We start from the raw sequence: 19,020 nt of genomic DNA on the forward strand, positions 1-19,020 counted from the left end.
TCGCAGTAACATCCCGATGAAAATGCGAAAATAGAACACTACGTTAATTATTAGTGCTACTGCTGGCAGAAATATCCAACCGTAGGAGAGCGATGGTTTTCGGGGTGAGGGTTACAAGGGGAGAGATATGACAAATCGGGTGCCCTTTCCGAGTTGGGAAAAAGCCCTGATACTGCCGTTATGAAGTTGAATAATTCGTTGGGTAAGGGCCAGCCCGATACCGTGCCCTTTGCGTGATTTACTAGAATCTCCCCGGTAAAAAGGTTCGAAAATATGTGGTAAATCTTCTTCCGAAATACCGATGCCCCGGTCGGAAAAAGAAATACGTATGGTGTCTGCATGAGCCAGTAATGACACATTAACGCGCTGGTCTTCAGAGTACTTACAGGCATTTTCCATGATGTTTTGAAAGGCCATTTTAAGCAGTGATTTATCGCCCTTGATTTTAAATTCTGTTTCTTCCTCTTGCGATTCATCAAACTCGATTTGAATGTTATAGTCAGGAAATTGGATGAGCAACGATTCTCGAACCTGCCACAACAAATCATCAATATTTAACGGACGAAAATGCAACTGAAATATGTCGTTGTTGATGCGGGCAAGTTCTAGTAGTCCGTTGATTAAATCGCGCATTTTCTTTACTTCTTCAATGGCGTCTTTGATGGTTTGTTGGTAGTCTTCGACGGTTCTTTTCTGAAGCAAAGCTACTTCCAATTGCCCCATCATGATGGTGAGTGGGGTGCGTAATTCGTGCGAAGCGTGTGAAACAAAATTGCGCTGTGAGCTAAAAGCCTCCTCCAATCTACTCAGCAAATCGTTGAAAGTGGCCACCAATTGCCCCAATTCATCTTTATGGCGTCGGGCTTTGAGGCGTTCGTCGATATTGCGGGCCGAAATATTCTTTACCTGTTCAATAATATCCGAAACGGGCCGTAAAGCATCGCTCGCAAAAAGCCATCCTGCCAAAATAACCAGCAGCAAACTAACGGCCCAACCCGTAATAAGAATGTTACGTAATCTTTCCAATTTGCTGAATCCGTACACATCAATTGCGTACGCAACCACGACTAACACCTGTTTTCGTTTGTCTACGTACCTAACGCCAATGATTTCTTTTTCGCCATCCCGAAGACTAAAATCAATTCCTTCTCGTGCTTGAGCCAGCAATTGAGGGGTGATGATGTAGGGCTCTTTCCCACTGTCATAAACGATTTTGTTGTTGGAATCATAGACCGTCACTTCCTCTTTGTACATCGTCGTGAGGTCGTTGCGTTCGATGTCGTGTAGGAGCTCTTCAGTAATTCCCCCCACATCCTCAAAAAGCCGAACCGTCGTCAAGGCTTTGTCACGCAGGCGTTTGTTGAATTCTTGCTCCCGAAATTGATTGTATAAATAGTAAACTGACAACGAAAAAGCCAGCATAATGGAAGCAACCAACACCGCAAAGAGGAGCGTGAGGCGCAGCCGAATGTTCATATTCTCATTCCAATGCGGAACGTCCAGGATTCTTTTCATTATTCTTTGAGAATATATCCCATGCCAACGACGGTATGAATCAGCTTATGCGAAAACTCTTTGTCGATTTTTTTACGTAGAAAATTAACGTAAACATCAATGGTATTGGTGCCAGTGTCAAAGTGGATATCCCAGACTTTTTCGGCAATATCTACCCGTGAAACCACCCGGCCCCGGTTGCGCATAAAATACTCTAATAGCCCAAATTCTTTGGCTGTCAGTTCAATACGGTGCCCTTCGCGCCTTGCAATGCGCTCATTCAGGTCTAATTCCAAATCGGCGATTTTTAAAACATTGGCGGTGGGACCGCTTTCTGAATTTCGTTTCTGTAACGCTCGAAGTCGAACAATAAGCTCTTGAAATTCAAACGGTTTGACCAAATAATCATCTGCACCTGATTCAAAGCCCGCCAGTTTATCATTGAGCGTTCCGAGGGCGGTCAGCATCAGAATCGGAGTACGAATGCTTTCTCTACGCAACAGAGCGGCCAACTCAAAACCGTTCATTTTAGGTAGATTAACGTCCAAAACAATGACGTCATAAGGATTTGAAAGGGCTAAACTACTGCCCATTTGTCCGTCAAAAGCTATATCTACTTCCCATGCTTGCTCTTCAAGTCCTTTTTTTATAAACCCCGCCAGTTTTGGCTCGTCTTCAACAATTAAAACTTTCATATACAAACAATTAAGTAAATGGTGGTTTTTCATTCCGACTCCAATTTTAAAGATAAGAATTTTTCACCGAAAGCCTTACGCTTGATTTTAACTGCCTTTTAATATGAACAAGATGCAATCACAAAACCCAAACGGTCGGTTAAAAACCGTTAATCATCGGCAACTTATCGTTTTTTGTCTAATGTATTGTTTTGATACAAACTATCGCCTCTATCTTTGAGTGAAATCCGTCATAATTTTACTAAGAAAACTACAAATTTCTCTTGCGTATGTATTTCTCTACTTCTCTTCGTAAGTTGGGAGCCGTTGGCCTGATTGCATTGGGCACGGCAACCGTTACTTACAGCCAATCGTCACCTCCTGAGGAAAACCGCTTCACTAAAAGCATTTTGACGGAAAAATTGGACGAGCCCATGGAAATGACCTTTTTGCCCGATAAGCGGGTGTTGTTCGTGGAGCGAAAAGGAAATTTAAAAGCCTATAATCCCAAAACCAAGGAAGTGAGCGTATTGGCCACGATTCTGGTCAACACAAAATATACCAATCGGCAGGGCCAAGTGCGCGAAGCAGAAGAGGGCTTGATGGGCTTGATTGCTGATCCCAACTTTGCCAAAAACAACTGGATTTATATGTACTATGCCGACCCAGCTGACAAAAAGCACGTGCTGGCGCGTTGGGAATTGAAAGGCGATGAATTGGTGGAATCTTCCAAAAAAGTGATGTTGGAGGTCACGACCCAACGCGAAGAATGCTGCCACACGGGCGGTGGAATGGTGTTTGATAAAGTCGGGAATCTGTACTTAACCACTGGAAACAATACCAGCAACAGTAACTCCGACGGCTACGCTCCCCTTGATGAGCGTCCTGAGCAAAGCACATGGGACGACCAGCGCGGCGCGGCAAACACCAACGATTTGCGTGGTAAAATATTGAGAATCAAGCCACAGTCTGACGGAACTTACACGATTCCAGAAGGGAATTTATTCCCCAAAGGTACACCAAAAACCCGCGCCGAAATTTATACCATGGGCCACCGCAATCCGTGGCGCCCGAGCATCGATAGCAAAACTGGCTTTTTGTATTGGGGTGAAGTAGGTCCCGATGCCTCGCAGGATTCACCGCGCGGACCACGTGGATATGATGAATTCAACCAAGCCAAAGGCCCGGGCTTTTTTGGCTGGCCTTATTTTATTGGTGATAATAAAGTGTATTCAGATTGGGATTTTGAAACCAATAAACTCAAAGCAGACTCAAAATTTGACCCTACCAAGCCCATCAACGATTCTCCCAACAATACTGGTTTGCGGGAATTACCACCTGCTCAAAAAGCATTTGTATGGTATCCCTACGCCAATTCAACGGAGTTCCCGTTGGTAGGAAGTTCGGGGCGGAGTGCTACGGGTGGACCCGTTTTCAGAAAAGCTGACTTCAAAAATGCCCCCCGCGCTTTCCCAGATTATTACGAAGGCAAGTGGCTAATGGTGGAGTTTATGCGCGGCTGGATTATGGCCGTGACAATGGACGAAAACGGCGATTATAAATCTATGGAGCGGTTTATGCCCAGCGAGAACTTCAGCAGTGCCATCGACATAGATTTCAGCCCCGACGGAGATTTGTACGTGTTGGAATATGGAAGTGCGTGGTTTAGAGGGAATGACAATGCACGCTTAGTAAAAATTGAATACAACGCAGGCAATCGTACCCCGATGGTAGAAGCAACCGCCGACAAAAAGGCGGGTTCGGTGCCTTTCAAAGTGGCGTTTTCGTCGGAAGGAACGCAGGATTTTGACCGTGATGTATTGAAATATGAATGGAAAATCACTTCCAAAGCGGGTGTTTTTAAAACGCTTACGCAACCCAATCCAGTGGTAACATTCGACAAACCGGGTACCTACAAAGCTACTTTGACGGTAACTGACCCTAAAGGCGCCAAAAACAGCCGTACGCTAGAAATCAAGGCGGGCAACGAAGCCCCCGAAGTGGCATTGGAAGTAACCAAAGGCAATAAATCTTTCTTTTTCCCGAACGAAAGCATTGAGTATAAAGTAAAGGTAAGCGATAAAGAAGATGGTAGTTTGGAGAATGGCAAAATCATTCCGACTCAGGTAGCGGTCAATATCGACTACATGCCCGATACGTTTGACCCCATCGAAATAGCCTCCAACTACCGGGGCACCGATGCCTCGGCGCGCTTCTCGACGGGCTACAAACTCATGAGTGCGAGCGATTGTAAGTCCTGCCACATTGTTGATAAAAAATCCGTAGGCCCCAGCTACAAAGACATTGCGCAGAAATACAAAGGTGATGCCACCGCTCCCGAAAAGTTAGCCAATAAAATCATTGCTGGCGGCGGAGGAGTATGGGGAGACCACGCCATGAGTGCCCACCCACAAATTTCTAAAAACGATGCCGCAACGATGGTTAAATACATCATGAGCCTAGGCGAAAAACCATTGCAGGCTAAGTCGTTGCCAACCGCAGGTGCTTATACTACCAAAGTACCTGAAGGAGAAAACGGGCGCGGAAGCTACGTGTTACGCGCTGCTTACACCGACCGGGGAACAAAATTGTTGTCGCCGTTGATGTCGGAGAATATTTTGCATCTGCGCAACCCTGCGCTCGACCCCGCCAAAGCAGAGAAGAGCAAAGGAACGCAGTTGTTGATAACGCCTTCAAAATCATTCAATTTGATTGGGAATGATTCTTACATTGGATACACCCAATTGGACTTGACGGACATTAAACAAATCGAAGTGTTGGTCCAAGCCACCACGCGTGTGGGTGCTTCTGGTGGTGTGGTAGAAATTCGTTTAGGCTCTCCAACGGGTAAACTAATCGGAAAAACATCGCCCGTCGAAGTCAAAGACCCCTCTTTTGGACCACCGGCAGGCGTTCCTGCGCCAGCCGCTCCTGCCGCAGGAACGCCTGCCGCAAATGCACAACGTACGCAGGGGCAGGCGGCCACTGACCCAGCCGCAAGAGCAAGACGCGGGGCTCAGCAGGCCATCGCCAAAATTGAAGCCACAGAAGGCGTGCACGATGTGTATTTTGTGTTCAAAAATCCGAATGCACAGCCGAATCAAATCGTCATGTCGGTGGTTTCGATTCAGTTTCAAAATACAATTACTAACCTATAAAAGTGCCGCTAGAAAGTCGTCGGGCGTACTGTCCGGCGACTGACTTTCTGGTTTAACAATTCAGGCTTTTTATCTCGAACAACTATGCAAAATCGTAGAACTTTTCTTAAAAATACCAGTGCTTTGGCATTGGGAAGCTTGGCCGTACCCGCGTTGGCGAAAAATCTTTTTGCCCCAGAAGCACTGCCGCGCCCGGGTTTGCAGCTGTTTACGCTGTTCAGAGCCATGTCTGACGACGCCAAAGGCTCGTTGGAAAAAGTAGCGGGTATTGGTTACAAAGAAATCGAATCTGCTTTCAGCATGAAAGATGGGTATTATGGCTATTCACCCAAAGAATTCAAAAAGGTAGTGGAAGATTTGGGAATGACTTGGCGCGCCCACCACGTAGGAGGTGCTCCTTTTCGTCCGCGACCAGCTCAGGCAGGTGCCCCTGCAGGAGGTGGTGCGGCTGCGGCAGGTGCTCCACCGCGCCAAATGCCAGCTAATATGCCCAAACGACTGAATTTGTTGGAAAATTACCAACAATTGGTGGATGAAGCCGCCGAAGGAGGGCTGACCTATTTGGTGTGCGCGTCTACGCCCGTGGGTACGTTGGATGAAATCAAAAAATCCATTGAAGTATTTGTCAAAACGGGGGAAGCCTGCAAAAAAGCGGGTATCGGTTTTGCGTACCACAATCATGCTACCGAGTTTGACAAAGTAGAAGGCCAAACGCCTTATGATTTGATTTTGTCGCAAACCAGCCCTGACCTTGTAACGATGGAAATGGACATGGCTTGGGTGGTAAAAGCGGGCCTTGATCCCGTAGAATTGTTCAAGCAGCAGCCCGGTCGTTTTCCACTTTGGCACATCAAAGACATCGATAAAGAACTTAAAAAGCCCGTAGAGGTGGGAACGGGGGTCGTAGACTTCAAAAAGATTTTTGCAGGGGCCAAAAATGCAGGCCTGAAATACTACTTTGTGGAGCAAGACATGGCAGCAAGCCCTTTTGAAAGTATTGCGACGAGTTTTGCCAACTTGCAAAAATTAACTGCGTAATTATCTCAATTTGAAACACTTTCGTTGGATTTGAGTTTCATATTTATTGGAATTGTCGTAAGTTACACAACGCGTAAACCATAAAATCAATACTGGTATGAAAAAGATGTTTTTGTCTGTTGCAGCGGCCCTATCGGTAGCAGTACTGGTTGCCTACACCAACCGCACTGCAAGTGTTTTGAGTGGATTTGAGACGGGTACACCCGAGGTCAAGTCGATGAATGCGCTTGCTTTTGGGCCTGAAGGGGTCTTGTTTATTGGTGATTCTAAAAGTGCTTCGGTGTTTGCGGTTGATACGAAGGATGCCGAAAACGTGACGAGTGCCAAACCCGTAGAGATTAAAAACATTGACCAAAAAATTGCCTCTTTGCTGGGTACCGAAGCCAAAAATATCATCATTCAGGATTTGGCGGTCAATCCCATTTCCAAGAAGGTATATTGCGCCGTACAAGCTGCCAACGGAACACCCATATTGTTTAAAATAGACGGCGAAAACATTCAGCCTGTGAGCCTGAAAGACGTTAAGTTTGCCTTGGTGTCGCTCAATAATGCGCCTGCCGAAGACGCCAAAGACCAACGAGGTCGGTCGCTGCGGGTTTGGGCTATTTCAGACCTCAATTATGCCGATGGAAAAGTGATGGTGAGCGGATTGTCTAATCAGGAGTTTGGCTCTACTTTCCGCAGTATTCCTTTTCCATTTACCAACAAACAAGAGCAATCTTCGTTAGAAATCTATCATGCTGCCCACGGGCAATACGAAACCAACTCGCCCATCAAAACCTTTACAACAGCAGAATTGAACGGTAAAAAGTTTTTGGTAGCAAGCTACACCTGTACCCCACTTGTTCTTTTTCCAATTGATGACTTAAAGCCTGGCACGCACGTAAAAGGCCGTACCGTTGCCGAATTTGGCGCTGGAAACAGTCCGTTGGACATTATCACGATGAAAAAAGGCAACGATTTATTCCTGATTATGGCTAATTCTGACCGGCCCGTGATGAAAGTTAAGTACAAAGACATCGAGACTTACGAAGGCTCATTGACCGAGCCTATCAAAGAAAATTACAGCACGGCTGGCGTTCCTTACGTTTCGTTTCCGATGGTGAATGTGCTCCAACTTGACAAATTGGACGACACCCAATTTGTGTTCTTGCAACGGAGAGCCAACGGAGACCTTGACATCCGAACTTCCAATAACCGATCATTATGAGCAAAAGAGTACGAATCAGTTGGCCCTGCCAACTGATTCTTTTTTCTTTGTTTCTGTTGGTTAGTTGTGCAGGGAGTCAGGAAGAGTCACAAAAAAACATCGTAATTCGGTGGAGAAATAATCAGGCAAAAGGGCTATCGATGGCGTTAGACCAATTCGAAGCTCACTCTAAAGAAATGCTGCCCGAATTGCTGAAAGTACAACTGAGCAACTCCAAAACGGCGATTTTAGGCGATTATTCGATACAGAGCGATTCACTGATTTTTGAGCCGCTTATCCCTTTTACCCCCGGGTTGCGGTATGAAGTGTTACTGGAAAACCGTCTAATGGGTGAAATTGGTATTCCGCAAGCAGTGCCTTCCAACACCTTGATTGGAATTTATCCGTCACAAGATACGCTCCCCGAAAACCTCCTTAAATTCTACTTCGTTTTTTCTCGTCCCATGCGGGAAGGCCGTTCTTTGGCGTATATTTCTTTGCTTGATGCCCAAGGAGATACTTTGCCCGGCACGTTTCTGAATTTACAACCAGAATTATGGAACGCTGAAAAAACTGTTTTGACACTGTGGCTCGACCCGGGCCGAATCAAGCGCGATTTGCAACCCAATAAATCGCAAGGAGCGCCTCTAACGAAAGGTAATCATTATACGTTAGTTGTTTCAGAGCGTTGGCCAGATGAATTAGGGGCTGGGTTGACACAATCCTATACCAAACGTTTTGTTGCAGGAGCACATGATATGACCTCTCCTGACATCAAATATTGGACGATTGAAACTCCCCCGAAAGGCACAACCCAAGCCCTTGAAATCCATGTCAAGGAAGCACTGGATTATGTTTTATTACAAAATACGATTCGGATAATTGATGCTCGGGGCAAGCCTGTAAACGGGGTTATTCAGGTTAATAACATGGAGGAGCGTGTCCTGTTTGTACCCGCAGAGCCTTGGATGACAGGTGCTTATAAAGTGTTGGTCGAGTCACGATTGGAAGATTTGGCGGGTAATAATTTAAACCGTCTGTTTGACCGTGACATAACCGACACGCGCACAAAACCATCACAACAAACGGTTTTTGAACTGAATTGCCAGATTGACTAAACTGCGTTTTTAGGTTGTTTTTTTGATTCGATAAACGTACGGGGGCTTGTGGGCTTTTCCCGAAAATTTCTTCTCAACCCGCTCCAATATCTCCATACTGAGCATTTTTCGCTGAAAATTGGCACGAAGGAGCTTTTTATCTAAAATGGTTTCGTACAAACTTTGAAGTTCATTCATCGTAAATGTTTCAGAAAGCAGATTAAATCCGACCAGTTTATGATCTAACATAAGACGAAGGGTGGTAAGGGCTTTCTCTACGATTCGGTTGTGGTCAAGAATCAGTGCTGGAATCTGATGAATATCGTGCCAGCCACCCAAATCTGAAAAAATATCGGGTGTTGGTTTGACTTTTGAAAAGTCAACCAAAGCATAATAGCCGATGGAAATAAAGCGTTGCAAGAGCCAGTGTTCTGTTTCCAAATCAAATCCGTGAGAAGACATGGTGGCTTTGTGTACATCCCAGTTGCCGCGATTTTGTTCCCCAAACGTATGAAACTGTTCAAGATAAATGTCTTTTACCCCTGTTCGTTCCCACAGAATCCGGGTAGCAGCTTCATCGGTACTTTCACCCTTAAATACAAACCCACCTGGTAAAGAAAAAGCTTTTGTATGTTTGAATTCCAGAAGTAAGACCTTCAGCTGGCGTTGATGAAACCCAAAAATCACACAATCAACCGATACACTCGGAAGATATTCTGGGCCAGCTTCCAAAAAAGTTTTGATGTTTTGGCTGGGAGTCATGGATTAAAAATTTTGCACAAAAAAAAGAAAAAATTTGGAATATCGTTGTTGTCCCGATAAGTTTGTATCAAAATGATGCAATTGACGATGAAAAACCTTTTTATTCTTCCCTTTTTTCAATTTTTCGCTTCAGGATTCAGTAAAAATGGCGTAGTTGAACAAGTCGATGTGTAGTTTTTTCATGACGAGTTGAAACGAGAAGCTCACAATTCTCTTAAGTTAATGCTGTCTTTGTTTTTTGTTTCATTTTTTTGATGAGTGATAATTTAAAAAAATTAAACCTTTACGTATATACCTAAAAATCAATGCAAGTGTATGTCTTTTAGTAATAGAATAAACTTTAGACTTTTAAATTAAAAAATAGGCTTAATTTGTTTGAAATGAGAAATAACTATACTTTTACAAGTAAAATTGCAATTAATAATTCTTTATAATTGTAGTTGCAATTACTCTTTTGCTTCAGCATTTTTATCAAAAAAATAGGTAAGCTGACCAGTAAAAGTTCCAATATTTTAGGCTGAATTTTTTAAATATCAGGGTAGTAGCGAAAGTTATTATTAGCATTTCTATCCAAAAATACACTGCCGACAAGTCAGTGTCTCCACACCCACCAGATAAAAAAGTGACCAGTGATTGTAACTATCTAAAAGGTTATTTCACTATTTAAAAAGTCTTCCTACGGCCGAAATTGCTGGTTAGGAATCACAAAGCGTAAATCCATTCCTCCGATTCGTTAGAAAATAATTGTTGTTTTCAGGGTCTATTCAAAGTCTGCATAGATACTGTATATAGCAGGGTAAAAACGCTTTTTGAATTTGTATTTTTTTTATTTTTAATTGTTCATTTTTAACCTATCAGTTTTTATTTATGAAACCAAAGTTCTATTCTCTGCTGATGTGTGCAGTGGCTTGGATGTTTTTGTTGCTCCTTGCTCCTGGTTCCGCACACGCCCAAGACCGTAAAGTGACGGGGAAAGTTGAAGCTGCCGATGGCCCACTTCCTGGCGCTACGGTCCTACTGAAAGGAAGCAATATCGGTGTTTCTGCTGATGCTAATGGAGCGTTTACTATTAATGTTAGAGGCGCTAACCCCGTATTAGTAATTTCTGCGATTGGCTATAAGTCACAAGAAGTAGCAATCGGAAATCAAACAGTTGTTAGTGTTCGTTTAGAAGATGATGTGAATGCGCTGACCGAAGTCGTGGTAACAGGTTATTCGGTGGATAAGCGTCGTGAGTCAACGGGAGCGATTTCAACCGTGAAAACGAAAGACCTCACCACTGTTCCATCTGCCAGTGTTGAGCAGCAATTACAAGGAAGAGTTGCTGGTTTGACAGTTGTGACAACTAGTCAACCAGGTTCTGGAAGTCAGATTCGTGTTCGTGGTTTTGGTGCATTCGGCGGTAACGAACCTCTGGTTATTGTTGATGGTTTTCCGGTTGGTAATGTCAATTACTTAAACCCCGAAGACATTGAATCTACAACTGTATTGAAAGACGCTTCTGCGGCTTCAATTTATGGGGCGAGAGCGGCCAACGGTGTGATTGTATATACCACGAAAAGAGGTAAAAAATCTGCGAGAAAATTGAGCGTTACCTATGATGGTGTATATGGAGTCACTGACCCGGGTCAGGGGCAAAAAATGATGAATCCCCAAGATCAAGCCACTTGGACTTGGACAGCCCTCAAGAACTCTGGTTCTCCTCTCTCCCACCCACAATATGGTTCGGGCCCAACACCCATTATTCCTGATTACCTTAAAGTAGGGAATAGAAGTGGAGTGATCGGTACCATAGATTTGGAAGCTGAAAGAGCGAAGTATAATATCACTGGACCAACCATTGGCGATTATTACCAAGTCATCAAAGCCAACAAAGCAGGTACAGACTGGTATAAAGAATTGACACAGTTGGGAACTATCAACCGACACAGCTTAGGTTTTGAAGGCGGTGGAGATGCTTCTCGCTTTTTTGTAGGGTTATCAATGCAGGATCAACAAGGTATTTTGCCAAGCCAGAGAGCCAAGCGTTATGCCATGCGGGTGAATACTGAGTTTGATATTTTCAAAAATGTACGAATTGGTGAAAACATACAACTTACTTACCTTCAAATCTTAGGTCGTCAGGGTGGTAATGAAGGATTACAATCCTCACAAGATGAAAATGACATTTTGGGAGCCTTCCGATCGCCTACTATCCTTCCAGTCTATGACGAATTTGGTGGGTTTGCGGGTACTACTGCGCTTGGTTTCGGGCAGGGCTCAAACCCTGTTTCTAACCAAAAGGCAGGAAAGCTGAATAAAAACTTTAATGCTTTATTTTCCGGCAATTTCTATATTGAAGCTGATCCAATTAAAGATTTAACTTTACGTTCTTCCATCGGCTTAAATTACAACAATTTCTATGGCTGGGGATATGGTCGCCCAATTTACGAAACACTTGAAAACAAGGGGGTTAACTGGTCATACAACGAAAACGGAGGCTTTAGATTAGGCTGGACTTTCACGAATACGGCTACTTACAAAAAGAAATTCGGTATTCATGGAATTGAATTACTTGCCGGACAAGAGGCGCTTAATACCGGTTTTGGCAAAAACCTAAGTGCTGATGGTCGTAACCCATTCTCAGGAGATCCTAATTACATTACTATCTCTACGTTGGATATTCGTAATCCTGCAAACAGTACTAAAGATAACGGTATCACGTTTAACTCTTATTTTGGTAGACTTATTTATAACCTGAAAGATAAGTATATCATTACGGGGGTTCTTAGACGTGATGGTTCGTCTCGATTTGGTGCTAATACAAGATACGGAGTATTCCCGGCAGTGTCGGCGGCTTGGAGAATATCCGATGAGGCATTTATGAAAGGGCTTCCTTGGGTGACTGACTTAAAAATCAGGGGTGGATATGGTTTAATGGGTAACTCTAATAACGTTTCTCCTACCAATCAATTTGACCTTTATGCCCAAAGTGTGGCAAACTCCAGTTATGATATCAACGGTACCAATGGTGGGGTCGTAGGAGGATTCAGACAATCAAGAATAGGAAACCCTAATGCAAGATGGGAAACCAGTGTCACCAAAAATATTGGTATTGATGGCTCATTCCTGAAAGGCAAATTGGATGTTATCTTAGATGTTTGGCAGAAAGACACCAGAGATCTACTGTACAGATTGCCAATCACGCAAACAGTAGGTGGTGCTGAAGCTCCTTCGGTCAATGTGGGTACAATGGTCAACAAAGGTATTGACATTCAAGTAATCACAAGGGGTAAATTTGCGAGCAAAGTAGGGTACGAATTTGATGTTACTGGTAGTTTCCTTGACAATAAAATTACCGAAATCGGTGGTGGTCTTACTTACTTACTTGATGTTAATCCGGCGTTCAGAGGTGTATTCCCTATCCGTAACCAATTGGGTTATTCATTATCTTCGTTCTACGGTTACAAAGTACAGGGCTTATTCCAAAATCAGGGAGAGATTGACAACGCTCCAACCCAAGATGGTGCTGGCGTAGGTCGATTCAGATACCAAGATGTTAATGGAGATGGCAAAATAAGTGCCGATGACCGTACCTATTTGGGTAGTCCGGTGGCGAAGTTTACGGGTGGTCTAAACTTTAGACTGACTTACAAAAACTTTGAAGTATTGTCTTACTTCTATACTTCAATCGGAAACAAAATCTTTAATATCTCGAAAAGATTTACTGATTTTTATCCTTTGTTTGCCGGTTCAGCGATCTCTGAGCGCGTAAAAGATTCATGGACTCCACAAAACACGGATACAAAAATTCCAATTTTTGAAGCAAATGACGGTTTCAGTACCGGTTCACAAGCCAGTGATTTTTATGTGGAAGATGGCTCATATTTGAGATTCCAAAACCTATCATTTGCCTATAACTTCCCATCAGCGATTGCAAACAAGCTGAGATTGGGCAAACTTCGTGTGAATGCTTCTGTTAATAACTTATTCACTATTACGGGTTATGGTGGCTTAGACCCACAAGTAGCAGGTGCTGCTGATACAAACTTTGGGATAGATTTGGGTAACTTCCCAATGACTCGTCAATTTACTTTTGGTGTAAATGTTGGATTTTAATAAAAAGTTAAAATAAAGATGAAAAAAATAACAGTTTCAATTGCCAGCATACTCTTTCTATTAATAGGGTATGCCTGTAAAGAAAGCTTTTTGGAGGTAGCTCCAACGGGCTCACTATCCAAAGCACAACTTACCAGCAAAGCCGGTTTAGAAGGAAGTTTAATCTCTGCTTACGCTCAATTGAGTGCTTTAGGTCAAACTCATTCTGGGCCATCCAATTGGCTTATTGGAAGTATTAGAGGCGGTGACGCCAATAAAGGAACTGACCCGGGTGACGGAACTGAAATGATTCCTATTCAACGGTTTAGTTACAACTCGACGGATGCTGTCGCCGGTAACGTATATCAAAGCTATTTTGAGGGTGTTTCGAGAGCTAATGCCGTTTTGGGTCTATTAAAAGAAGCACTGCCAAGTGTAAAAGCGGAAGATATCAAAGTAATGTCTGCTGAGGCTCGTTTTTTGAGAGGGCATTTCTATTTCCAATTGAAAAGAAACTTCAACATGGTACCTTATGTTGACGAAACGAAAACTCTTGCCAATGGATTAGATAAAGTAAAAAATGACGTAGAATTATGGCCAAAAATTGAGGATGATTTTAAAGCAGCTTATGCTGATCTACCCGAAACTTCATCAGCTGTTGGACGTGCCAACAAATGGGCTGCTGCGTCTTATCTGGCAAAAGTATATTTGTATCAAAAAAAATATGCTGAAGCTAAAGCACTGTTTGATCTGATTATAGCTAACGGTAAAACAACGGGTGGTAAAAAGTATGCACTGCTTCCTAAATACTCCGATCTCTATCGTGTTGCAAACGACAACAACGCCGAGTCAGTCTTTGCTGTTCAAGCAACGGTTAAGTCAGGAAATGGAAACAATGCAAATGCTGACTTACAATTGAATTTTATTCAAGGGGTTGACCCAGGCACTTGCTGTGGTTTCTTTCAGCCGTCTTTTGAATTTGTAAATTCATTCCGTACCGACGCCAAAGGGTTGCCTTTATTAGATGGGTCTTACAATGCACCTGCTAATGCTGTTAAGACTGACATGGGTATCAAGTCGGATGTGAATTTCACTCCTGATAGTGGACCATTAGATCCAAGACTAGATCATTCGGTGGGCCGTAGAGGTATTCCGTTTTTAGATTGGGGTCCGCATACCGGTTTCAGTATGATTCGTAACCAACCTAACGGTGGGCCGTATTCTCCGAAAAAATACATATTTACTAAAGCAGAAAAAGCAGCCGGTTTAACAGAAACAGGCGGTTGGGGACACCAAACCTACAACGCCTACAATGTTACGATCATTCGTTTTGCCGATGTACTTTTAATGGCTGCTGAAGCTGAAATAGAAGTAGGTTCGTTGGCGAAAGCACTCGAATATACTAACATGGTAAGAGGAAGAGCTGCTAATGCAGCTGACTATGTAATGATTGACGGCAAACCTGCGGCAAATTATAAAATTGCGGTTTACGATTCTTTCCCAACCAAAGAATTTGCTCGATCAGCAGTACGTTTTGAAAGAAGAATGGAACTTGGTATGGAAGGATATCGCTTCTACGATTTAGTTCGTTGGGGCGAAGACGTTGCTGCCATCAATAAGTATCTTCAATATGATCAGGTACTGTTGCCGGGCGCTTTGGGTGGTGCTAAATACGAAGCTAAATATGCCTTGTTTCCTATTCCACAGTCGCAAATTGACCTATTAAATAGCACAGAAGTAATCTTAAAACAAAACCCTGGCTACTAATTCATAGACAGTAACCAACATTTAGGTTTATTTCAACAAATGCGGCAGGTCGAGAGGCTTGCCGCATTTGTTGAATAGAGACAGTTTAAATTCGTATTTTTACAAAATAATTCAAAAGTAAATCCGGAGCATGGTTGCAAAACTTAGTATCATAAGCTTATTGGTGATCACCTTTTTAAGTTCATGCCAAGACAAACCCTTGTTTTCCAAACTTAATGCGAACGACACAGGCATTGACTTTTCTAATCGCATCACTGAAAATGATACCCTTAACATCCTTGATTTTGAATACGTCTATAACGGAGGAGGAGTAGGAATTGCCGACATGAACGGTGACAGTTTGCCGGATGTGTTGTTTTCTGGAAATCAGGCTGATAGCCGTATGTACCTCAATCGAGGCAATATGAAATTTGAAGACATTAGTAAAAAAGCGGGTATTTCCAACGTAGGCCGCTGGTGTTCAGGAATAAGTTTGGTAGACATCAACGCTGATGGGCGGATAGATATTTACCTCACTGCTACTACCAAAGGCGCCGAAGCTCAACGCGCCAATTTGCTCTACGTCAATCAAGGCAATGATAAAGACGGAGTCCCTACTTTCAAAGAAATGGCAGAAGAATATGGCATCGCTGACCGGGGACACTCAATGAATGCCGCTTTCTTTGACTATGACAACGATGGGGATTTAGATTTATACGTATTGACCAACACCATTGAAAGCAATCCCAATCAATACCATGAAAAACGCCGTGACGGCTCTTCTCCCACTACCGACCGCCTCTACCGTTGCGACTGGGTCGACAGCCTCAGTCACCCTGTCTATACTAACGTATCAAAAGAAGAAGGAATTTTAATCGAAGGCTACGGCTTAGGAATAAACATTTGTGATTTCAATCATGACGGCTTCAAAGATATTTATATTACAAACGATTATTTATCAGACGATTTACTTTATATAAACAATGGTAATAAAGATGGTAAACATTTGGGTTTTGCGGATAAAGCTTCAACCTCTTTGAAACATACCAGCAATTCTGCGATGGGTAATGATGTAGCCGATATCAATAACGATGGGCTAATGGACATTATAGCAGTGGATATGTTACCCAAAGATAATACCCGTAAAAAAAGTCTTATGGGGCCTAATAGCTACCAAACTTACCTAAATAATGACCTTTTTGGTTTTAATCATCAATACGTTAGGAATACATTACAACTCAATTTAGGCAATAAGCCTAACTCTAATGAGCCCATATTTGCAGAAATCAGTTTACTCGCAAACATCGCTCAAACTGATTGGAGCTGGACCCCAATGCTCGCAGATTTCGATCACGATGGTTTTCGGGACCTAATTGTCACTAATGGTTTTCCACGCGACATAACCGACCGAGATTTTGGACAATTTCGAGCTGAAAGTAATTCTTTAGCCTCTAAAGATTTCTTGATTGGACAGCTTCCTGTGGTCAAAATCCCCAACTTCGCTTTTAAAAATAAAGGAGATTTGACGTTTGAAGATGTTTCGGAAAAGTGGGGGCTTAATCAGGCTTCTTTTACCAACGGAGCCGCTTATGCAGATCTTGACCTCGACGGCGACCTTGATATTGTTTCCAACAACATTAATGATTCCGCTTTTGTATACCGTAATAATTTGTCAGAATCACATCCCGAAAAAGCCAATTACCTGCGTATAGGTTTTAAAGGTTCGAGAAAAAACGTACAGGGTTTGGGCGCTGGCGTAGAGCTCTATTATGGCAAAGGATTGATACAGGTGTATGAGCATTCGCCCTACCGGGGGTACTTATCGACGGTTGAGCCGATTGCCCACTTTGGACTCGGTGAACATACCCAAATAGACTCGGCAGTAGTGGTTTGGCCCAACGGCAAAAAACAGACGCTGAAAAACCTGAAATCCAATCAGACAGTGTACATTTCGGAAACGAGTGCCACTCAAATAAATGTTCCTGCGCAGTCAAACTCGCGTTATTTATTTAACGAATTGAATGATTCTCTGAATATCAACTGGACGCATCAAGAGCCTGAATATATTGATTTTAACGGGCAAAAATTACTGCCTCATAAGCTGTCGCAGTATCCGCCGGCGGTATCGGCGGGCGATATAAATGGCGACGGCTTAGATGATTTCTTTGTGGGTGGCTCACGACAAAATAAGGGTAAATTCTTTGTGCAAAATCCTAACGGCACGTTCAATATCAGTGATTTACTGCCTGGAGCTGAGGGGCCTGATAAAACCTCAGAAGACATGGGAACGCTGCTTTTTGATGCCGACGGCGATGGCGACCTCGACCTCTACATTGCGAGTGGAGCTAACGAATTGCGAATCAACGACGCGGGCTATCAAGACCGTTTATATATTAACGACGGCAAAGGAAAGTATCAATTGGCTCAGGGAGCTATCCCGTCGATTTTCGTCAGTAAGTCGTGCGTACGCGCGGCAGATTATGACCACGACGGTGATTTAGATTTATACGTAGCGGGTCGTGTAGAGCCTGACCACTACCCTAAACCTGTAAGCAGTTTTATTTTACGAAACGATAGCTCTCCCAACCAAGCGCCCAAATTCACCGATGTGACGCCTCAAATTGCTCCCGCATTAACCAATCTTGGGCTGGCGTGTGATGCGCTGTGGACTGATTATGATAACGATGGCTGGGTGGATTTGCTCATTGCGGGAGAATGGATGCCGCTGACACTATTGAAAAATACGAAAGGAAAATTTACGGTTTTACATTCCGCTTTGGATACTCAAACAGGCTTTTGGGGGAGTTTGGCTGGAGGTGATTTTGACGGTGACGGCGATACGGACTACATTGCGGGAAATCTTGGATTAAACGCCCTTACCAAAGCCTCAGACACCTATCCCATTAGTATCGTAGCGGGCGATTTTAATCAAGATGGCATGTACGATGCCATTCCGTTTATGTATTTTCCAGACGCCGAAAACAAACTGATTCGTGTTCCTTTTCATGGACGTGAGGATGTAATTAAACAGTTTATCCAGACGAGGGCGCGTTTTCAGACGTACAAAGATTTTGCGAAAGCCACCTACGATAATTTATTGACAGAAGAGGAACGCAAAAAAGCGCTGAAACTAGATGCCAACTATTGTCCGTCAGTCTACGTTGAGAATATTGGTAACGGAACCTTCAAAACCAAGCCCTTGCCGACCCTCGCGCAGCTATCACCCATCAACGGAATGATTGTGGAAGATTTTGACAAAGACGGCCATTTGGATGTATTGCTCGTGGCCAATGATTTTGGGAATGAAACCAGCACAGGCCGCTACGACGCTTCTAATGGATTGATGCTCAAAGGAAATGGTAAAGGTGATTTTACGCCACTAACCCAAGCTGCTACGGGTTTTTATGTGCCCGGTAATGCCAAAGGATTAGCACAAATGGCAAGCCCTGATGGTCGCAGAATGGTGATAGCCACACAAAATCGGGGGCCGTTGAAAGTGTTCGGACAAGCAACCGCTCCCATGAAATGGCTGCCGCTGCAAGCCAATGATGCTTATGCACTCATCCAAACCAACGACGGTAAAACACATCGCCAAGAGCTATACTATGGAGCTTCTTTTCTATCGCAATCTGTTCGTAAATTACCCCTGACTGGTCGGGAGAAATCGGTAGAGATTGTTGATTTTAGAGGAAAAAAACGGAAAGCATATTAATTGTGCCTTTATCTTTCTAACAATAACGGTCGCCCAAACATGGGCGACCGTTATTGTTAGAGGCTATTGAAGT

General features: G+C 43.5%; 10 protein-coding genes. 7 read left to right on the top strand and 3 right to left on the bottom strand.

Going from position 1 to position 19,020, the window contains the following annotated elements:
* Nucleotides 1-111: 111 nt before the first annotated feature.
* Complete coding sequence (locus DVG78_RS05750; RefSeq protein WP_114460114.1) at nt 112-1,515, bottom strand: sensor histidine kinase; 1,404 nt, start codon at nt 1,513-1,515, stop codon at nt 112-114.
* Nucleotides 1,515-2,189, bottom strand: coding sequence for a response regulator (locus DVG78_RS05755; RefSeq protein WP_114460361.1), 675 nt, complete (start codon nt 2,187-2,189; stop codon nt 1,515-1,517). The genes DVG78_RS05750 and DVG78_RS05755 overlap by 1 nt, the downstream gene beginning before the upstream one ends.
* Nucleotides 2,190-2,458: 269 nt before the next feature.
* On the opposite strand from DVG78_RS05755, the gene DVG78_RS05760 reads away from it, so the two are divergent.
* From DVG78_RS05760 to DVG78_RS05775, 4 genes are all read left to right on the top strand, one after another.
* Nucleotides 2,459-5,326, top strand: a complete 2,868-nt coding sequence (locus tag DVG78_RS05760) for a PQQ-dependent sugar dehydrogenase (RefSeq protein ID WP_114460115.1) — start codon at nt 2,459-2,461, stop codon at nt 5,324-5,326.
* An 84-nt stretch (nt 5,327-5,410) separates the two neighbouring features.
* Nucleotides 5,411-6,364 (top strand): sugar phosphate isomerase/epimerase family protein, encoded by a 954-nt coding sequence (locus DVG78_RS05765; RefSeq protein ID WP_114460116.1) that lies wholly within the window; start codon nt 5,411-5,413, stop codon nt 6,362-6,364.
* A 97-nt stretch (nt 6,365-6,461) separates the two neighbouring features.
* A complete protein-coding gene (locus DVG78_RS05770; RefSeq protein ID WP_114460117.1) occupies nt 6,462-7,574 on the top strand; it encodes a hypothetical protein in 1,113 nt (370 codons plus the stop codon).
* Complete coding sequence (locus tag DVG78_RS05775; protein ID WP_229598145.1) at nt 7,571-8,671, top strand: hypothetical protein; 1,101 nt, start codon at nt 7,571-7,573, stop codon at nt 8,669-8,671. The genes DVG78_RS05770 and DVG78_RS05775 overlap by 4 nt, the downstream gene beginning before the upstream one ends.
* A 9-nt stretch (nt 8,672-8,680) precedes the next feature.
* On the opposite strand, the gene DVG78_RS05780 is transcribed toward DVG78_RS05775, so the two are convergent.
* Nucleotides 8,681-9,412 carry an NUDIX hydrolase gene (locus DVG78_RS05780; RefSeq protein ID WP_114460118.1) on the bottom strand — a complete coding sequence of 244 codons (732 nt, stop codon included), beginning with the start codon at nt 9,410-9,412 and terminating at the stop codon, nt 8,681-8,683.
* An 867-nt stretch (nt 9,413-10,279) separates the two neighbouring features.
* Here DVG78_RS05780 and DVG78_RS05785 point away from each other — a divergent pair.
* The 3 genes from DVG78_RS05785 (at nt 10,280) to DVG78_RS05795 (ending at nt 18,947) form a co-directional block, all read left to right on the top strand.
* The gene (locus DVG78_RS05785; RefSeq protein WP_114460119.1) at nt 10,280-13,510 is read left to right on the top strand and encodes a SusC/RagA family TonB-linked outer membrane protein; all 3,231 of its coding nucleotides are present in this window, start codon (nt 10,280-10,282) and stop codon (nt 13,508-13,510) included.
* An 18-nt stretch (nt 13,511-13,528) separates the two neighbouring features.
* A complete protein-coding gene (locus DVG78_RS05790) occupies nt 13,529-15,256 on the top strand; it encodes a RagB/SusD family nutrient uptake outer membrane protein (protein WP_114460120.1) in 1,728 nt (575 codons plus the stop codon).
* A 199-nt stretch (nt 15,257-15,455) separates the two neighbouring features.
* Entirely contained in the window at nt 15,456-18,947 is a 3,492-nt protein-coding gene (locus tag DVG78_RS05795; RefSeq protein WP_310589117.1) for a VCBS repeat-containing protein, read from the top strand.
* The last annotated feature ends 73 nt before the right edge of the window (nt 18,948-19,020 follow it).

The sequence above is a fragment of the Runella aurantiaca genome, from assembly GCF_003339505.1.
Lineage (GTDB): Bacteria > Bacteroidota > Bacteroidia > Cytophagales > Spirosomataceae > Runella > Runella aurantiaca.

What these genes read in the sequence shown, in the direction of transcription:
- DVG78_RS05780 (WP_114460118.1), bottom strand. Translation starts at nt 9,412, where the DNA reads ATGACTCCCAGCCAAAACATCAAAACTTTTTTGGAAGCTGGCCCAGAA.
- DVG78_RS05750 (WP_114460114.1), bottom strand. Translation starts at nt 1,515, where the DNA reads ATGAAAAGAATCCTGGACGTTCCGCATTGGAATGAGAATATGAACATT.
- DVG78_RS05765 (WP_114460116.1), top strand. Translation starts at nt 5,411, where the DNA reads ATGCAAAATCGTAGAACTTTTCTTAAAAATACCAGTGCTTTGGCATTG.
- DVG78_RS05770 (WP_114460117.1), top strand. Translation starts at nt 6,462, where the DNA reads ATGAAAAAGATGTTTTTGTCTGTTGCAGCGGCCCTATCGGTAGCAGTA.
- DVG78_RS05790 (WP_114460120.1), top strand. Translation starts at nt 13,529, where the DNA reads ATGAAAAAAATAACAGTTTCAATTGCCAGCATACTCTTTCTATTAATA.
- DVG78_RS05755 (WP_114460361.1), bottom strand. Translation starts at nt 2,189, where the DNA reads ATGAAAGTTTTAATTGTTGAAGACGAGCCAAAACTGGCGGGGTTTATA.
- DVG78_RS05760 (WP_114460115.1), top strand. Translation starts at nt 2,459, where the DNA reads ATGTATTTCTCTACTTCTCTTCGTAAGTTGGGAGCCGTTGGCCTGATT.
- DVG78_RS05785 (WP_114460119.1), top strand. Translation starts at nt 10,280, where the DNA reads ATGAAACCAAAGTTCTATTCTCTGCTGATGTGTGCAGTGGCTTGGATG.
- DVG78_RS05775 (WP_229598145.1), top strand. Translation starts at nt 7,571, where the DNA reads ATGAGCAAAAGAGTACGAATCAGTTGGCCCTGCCAACTGATTCTTTTT.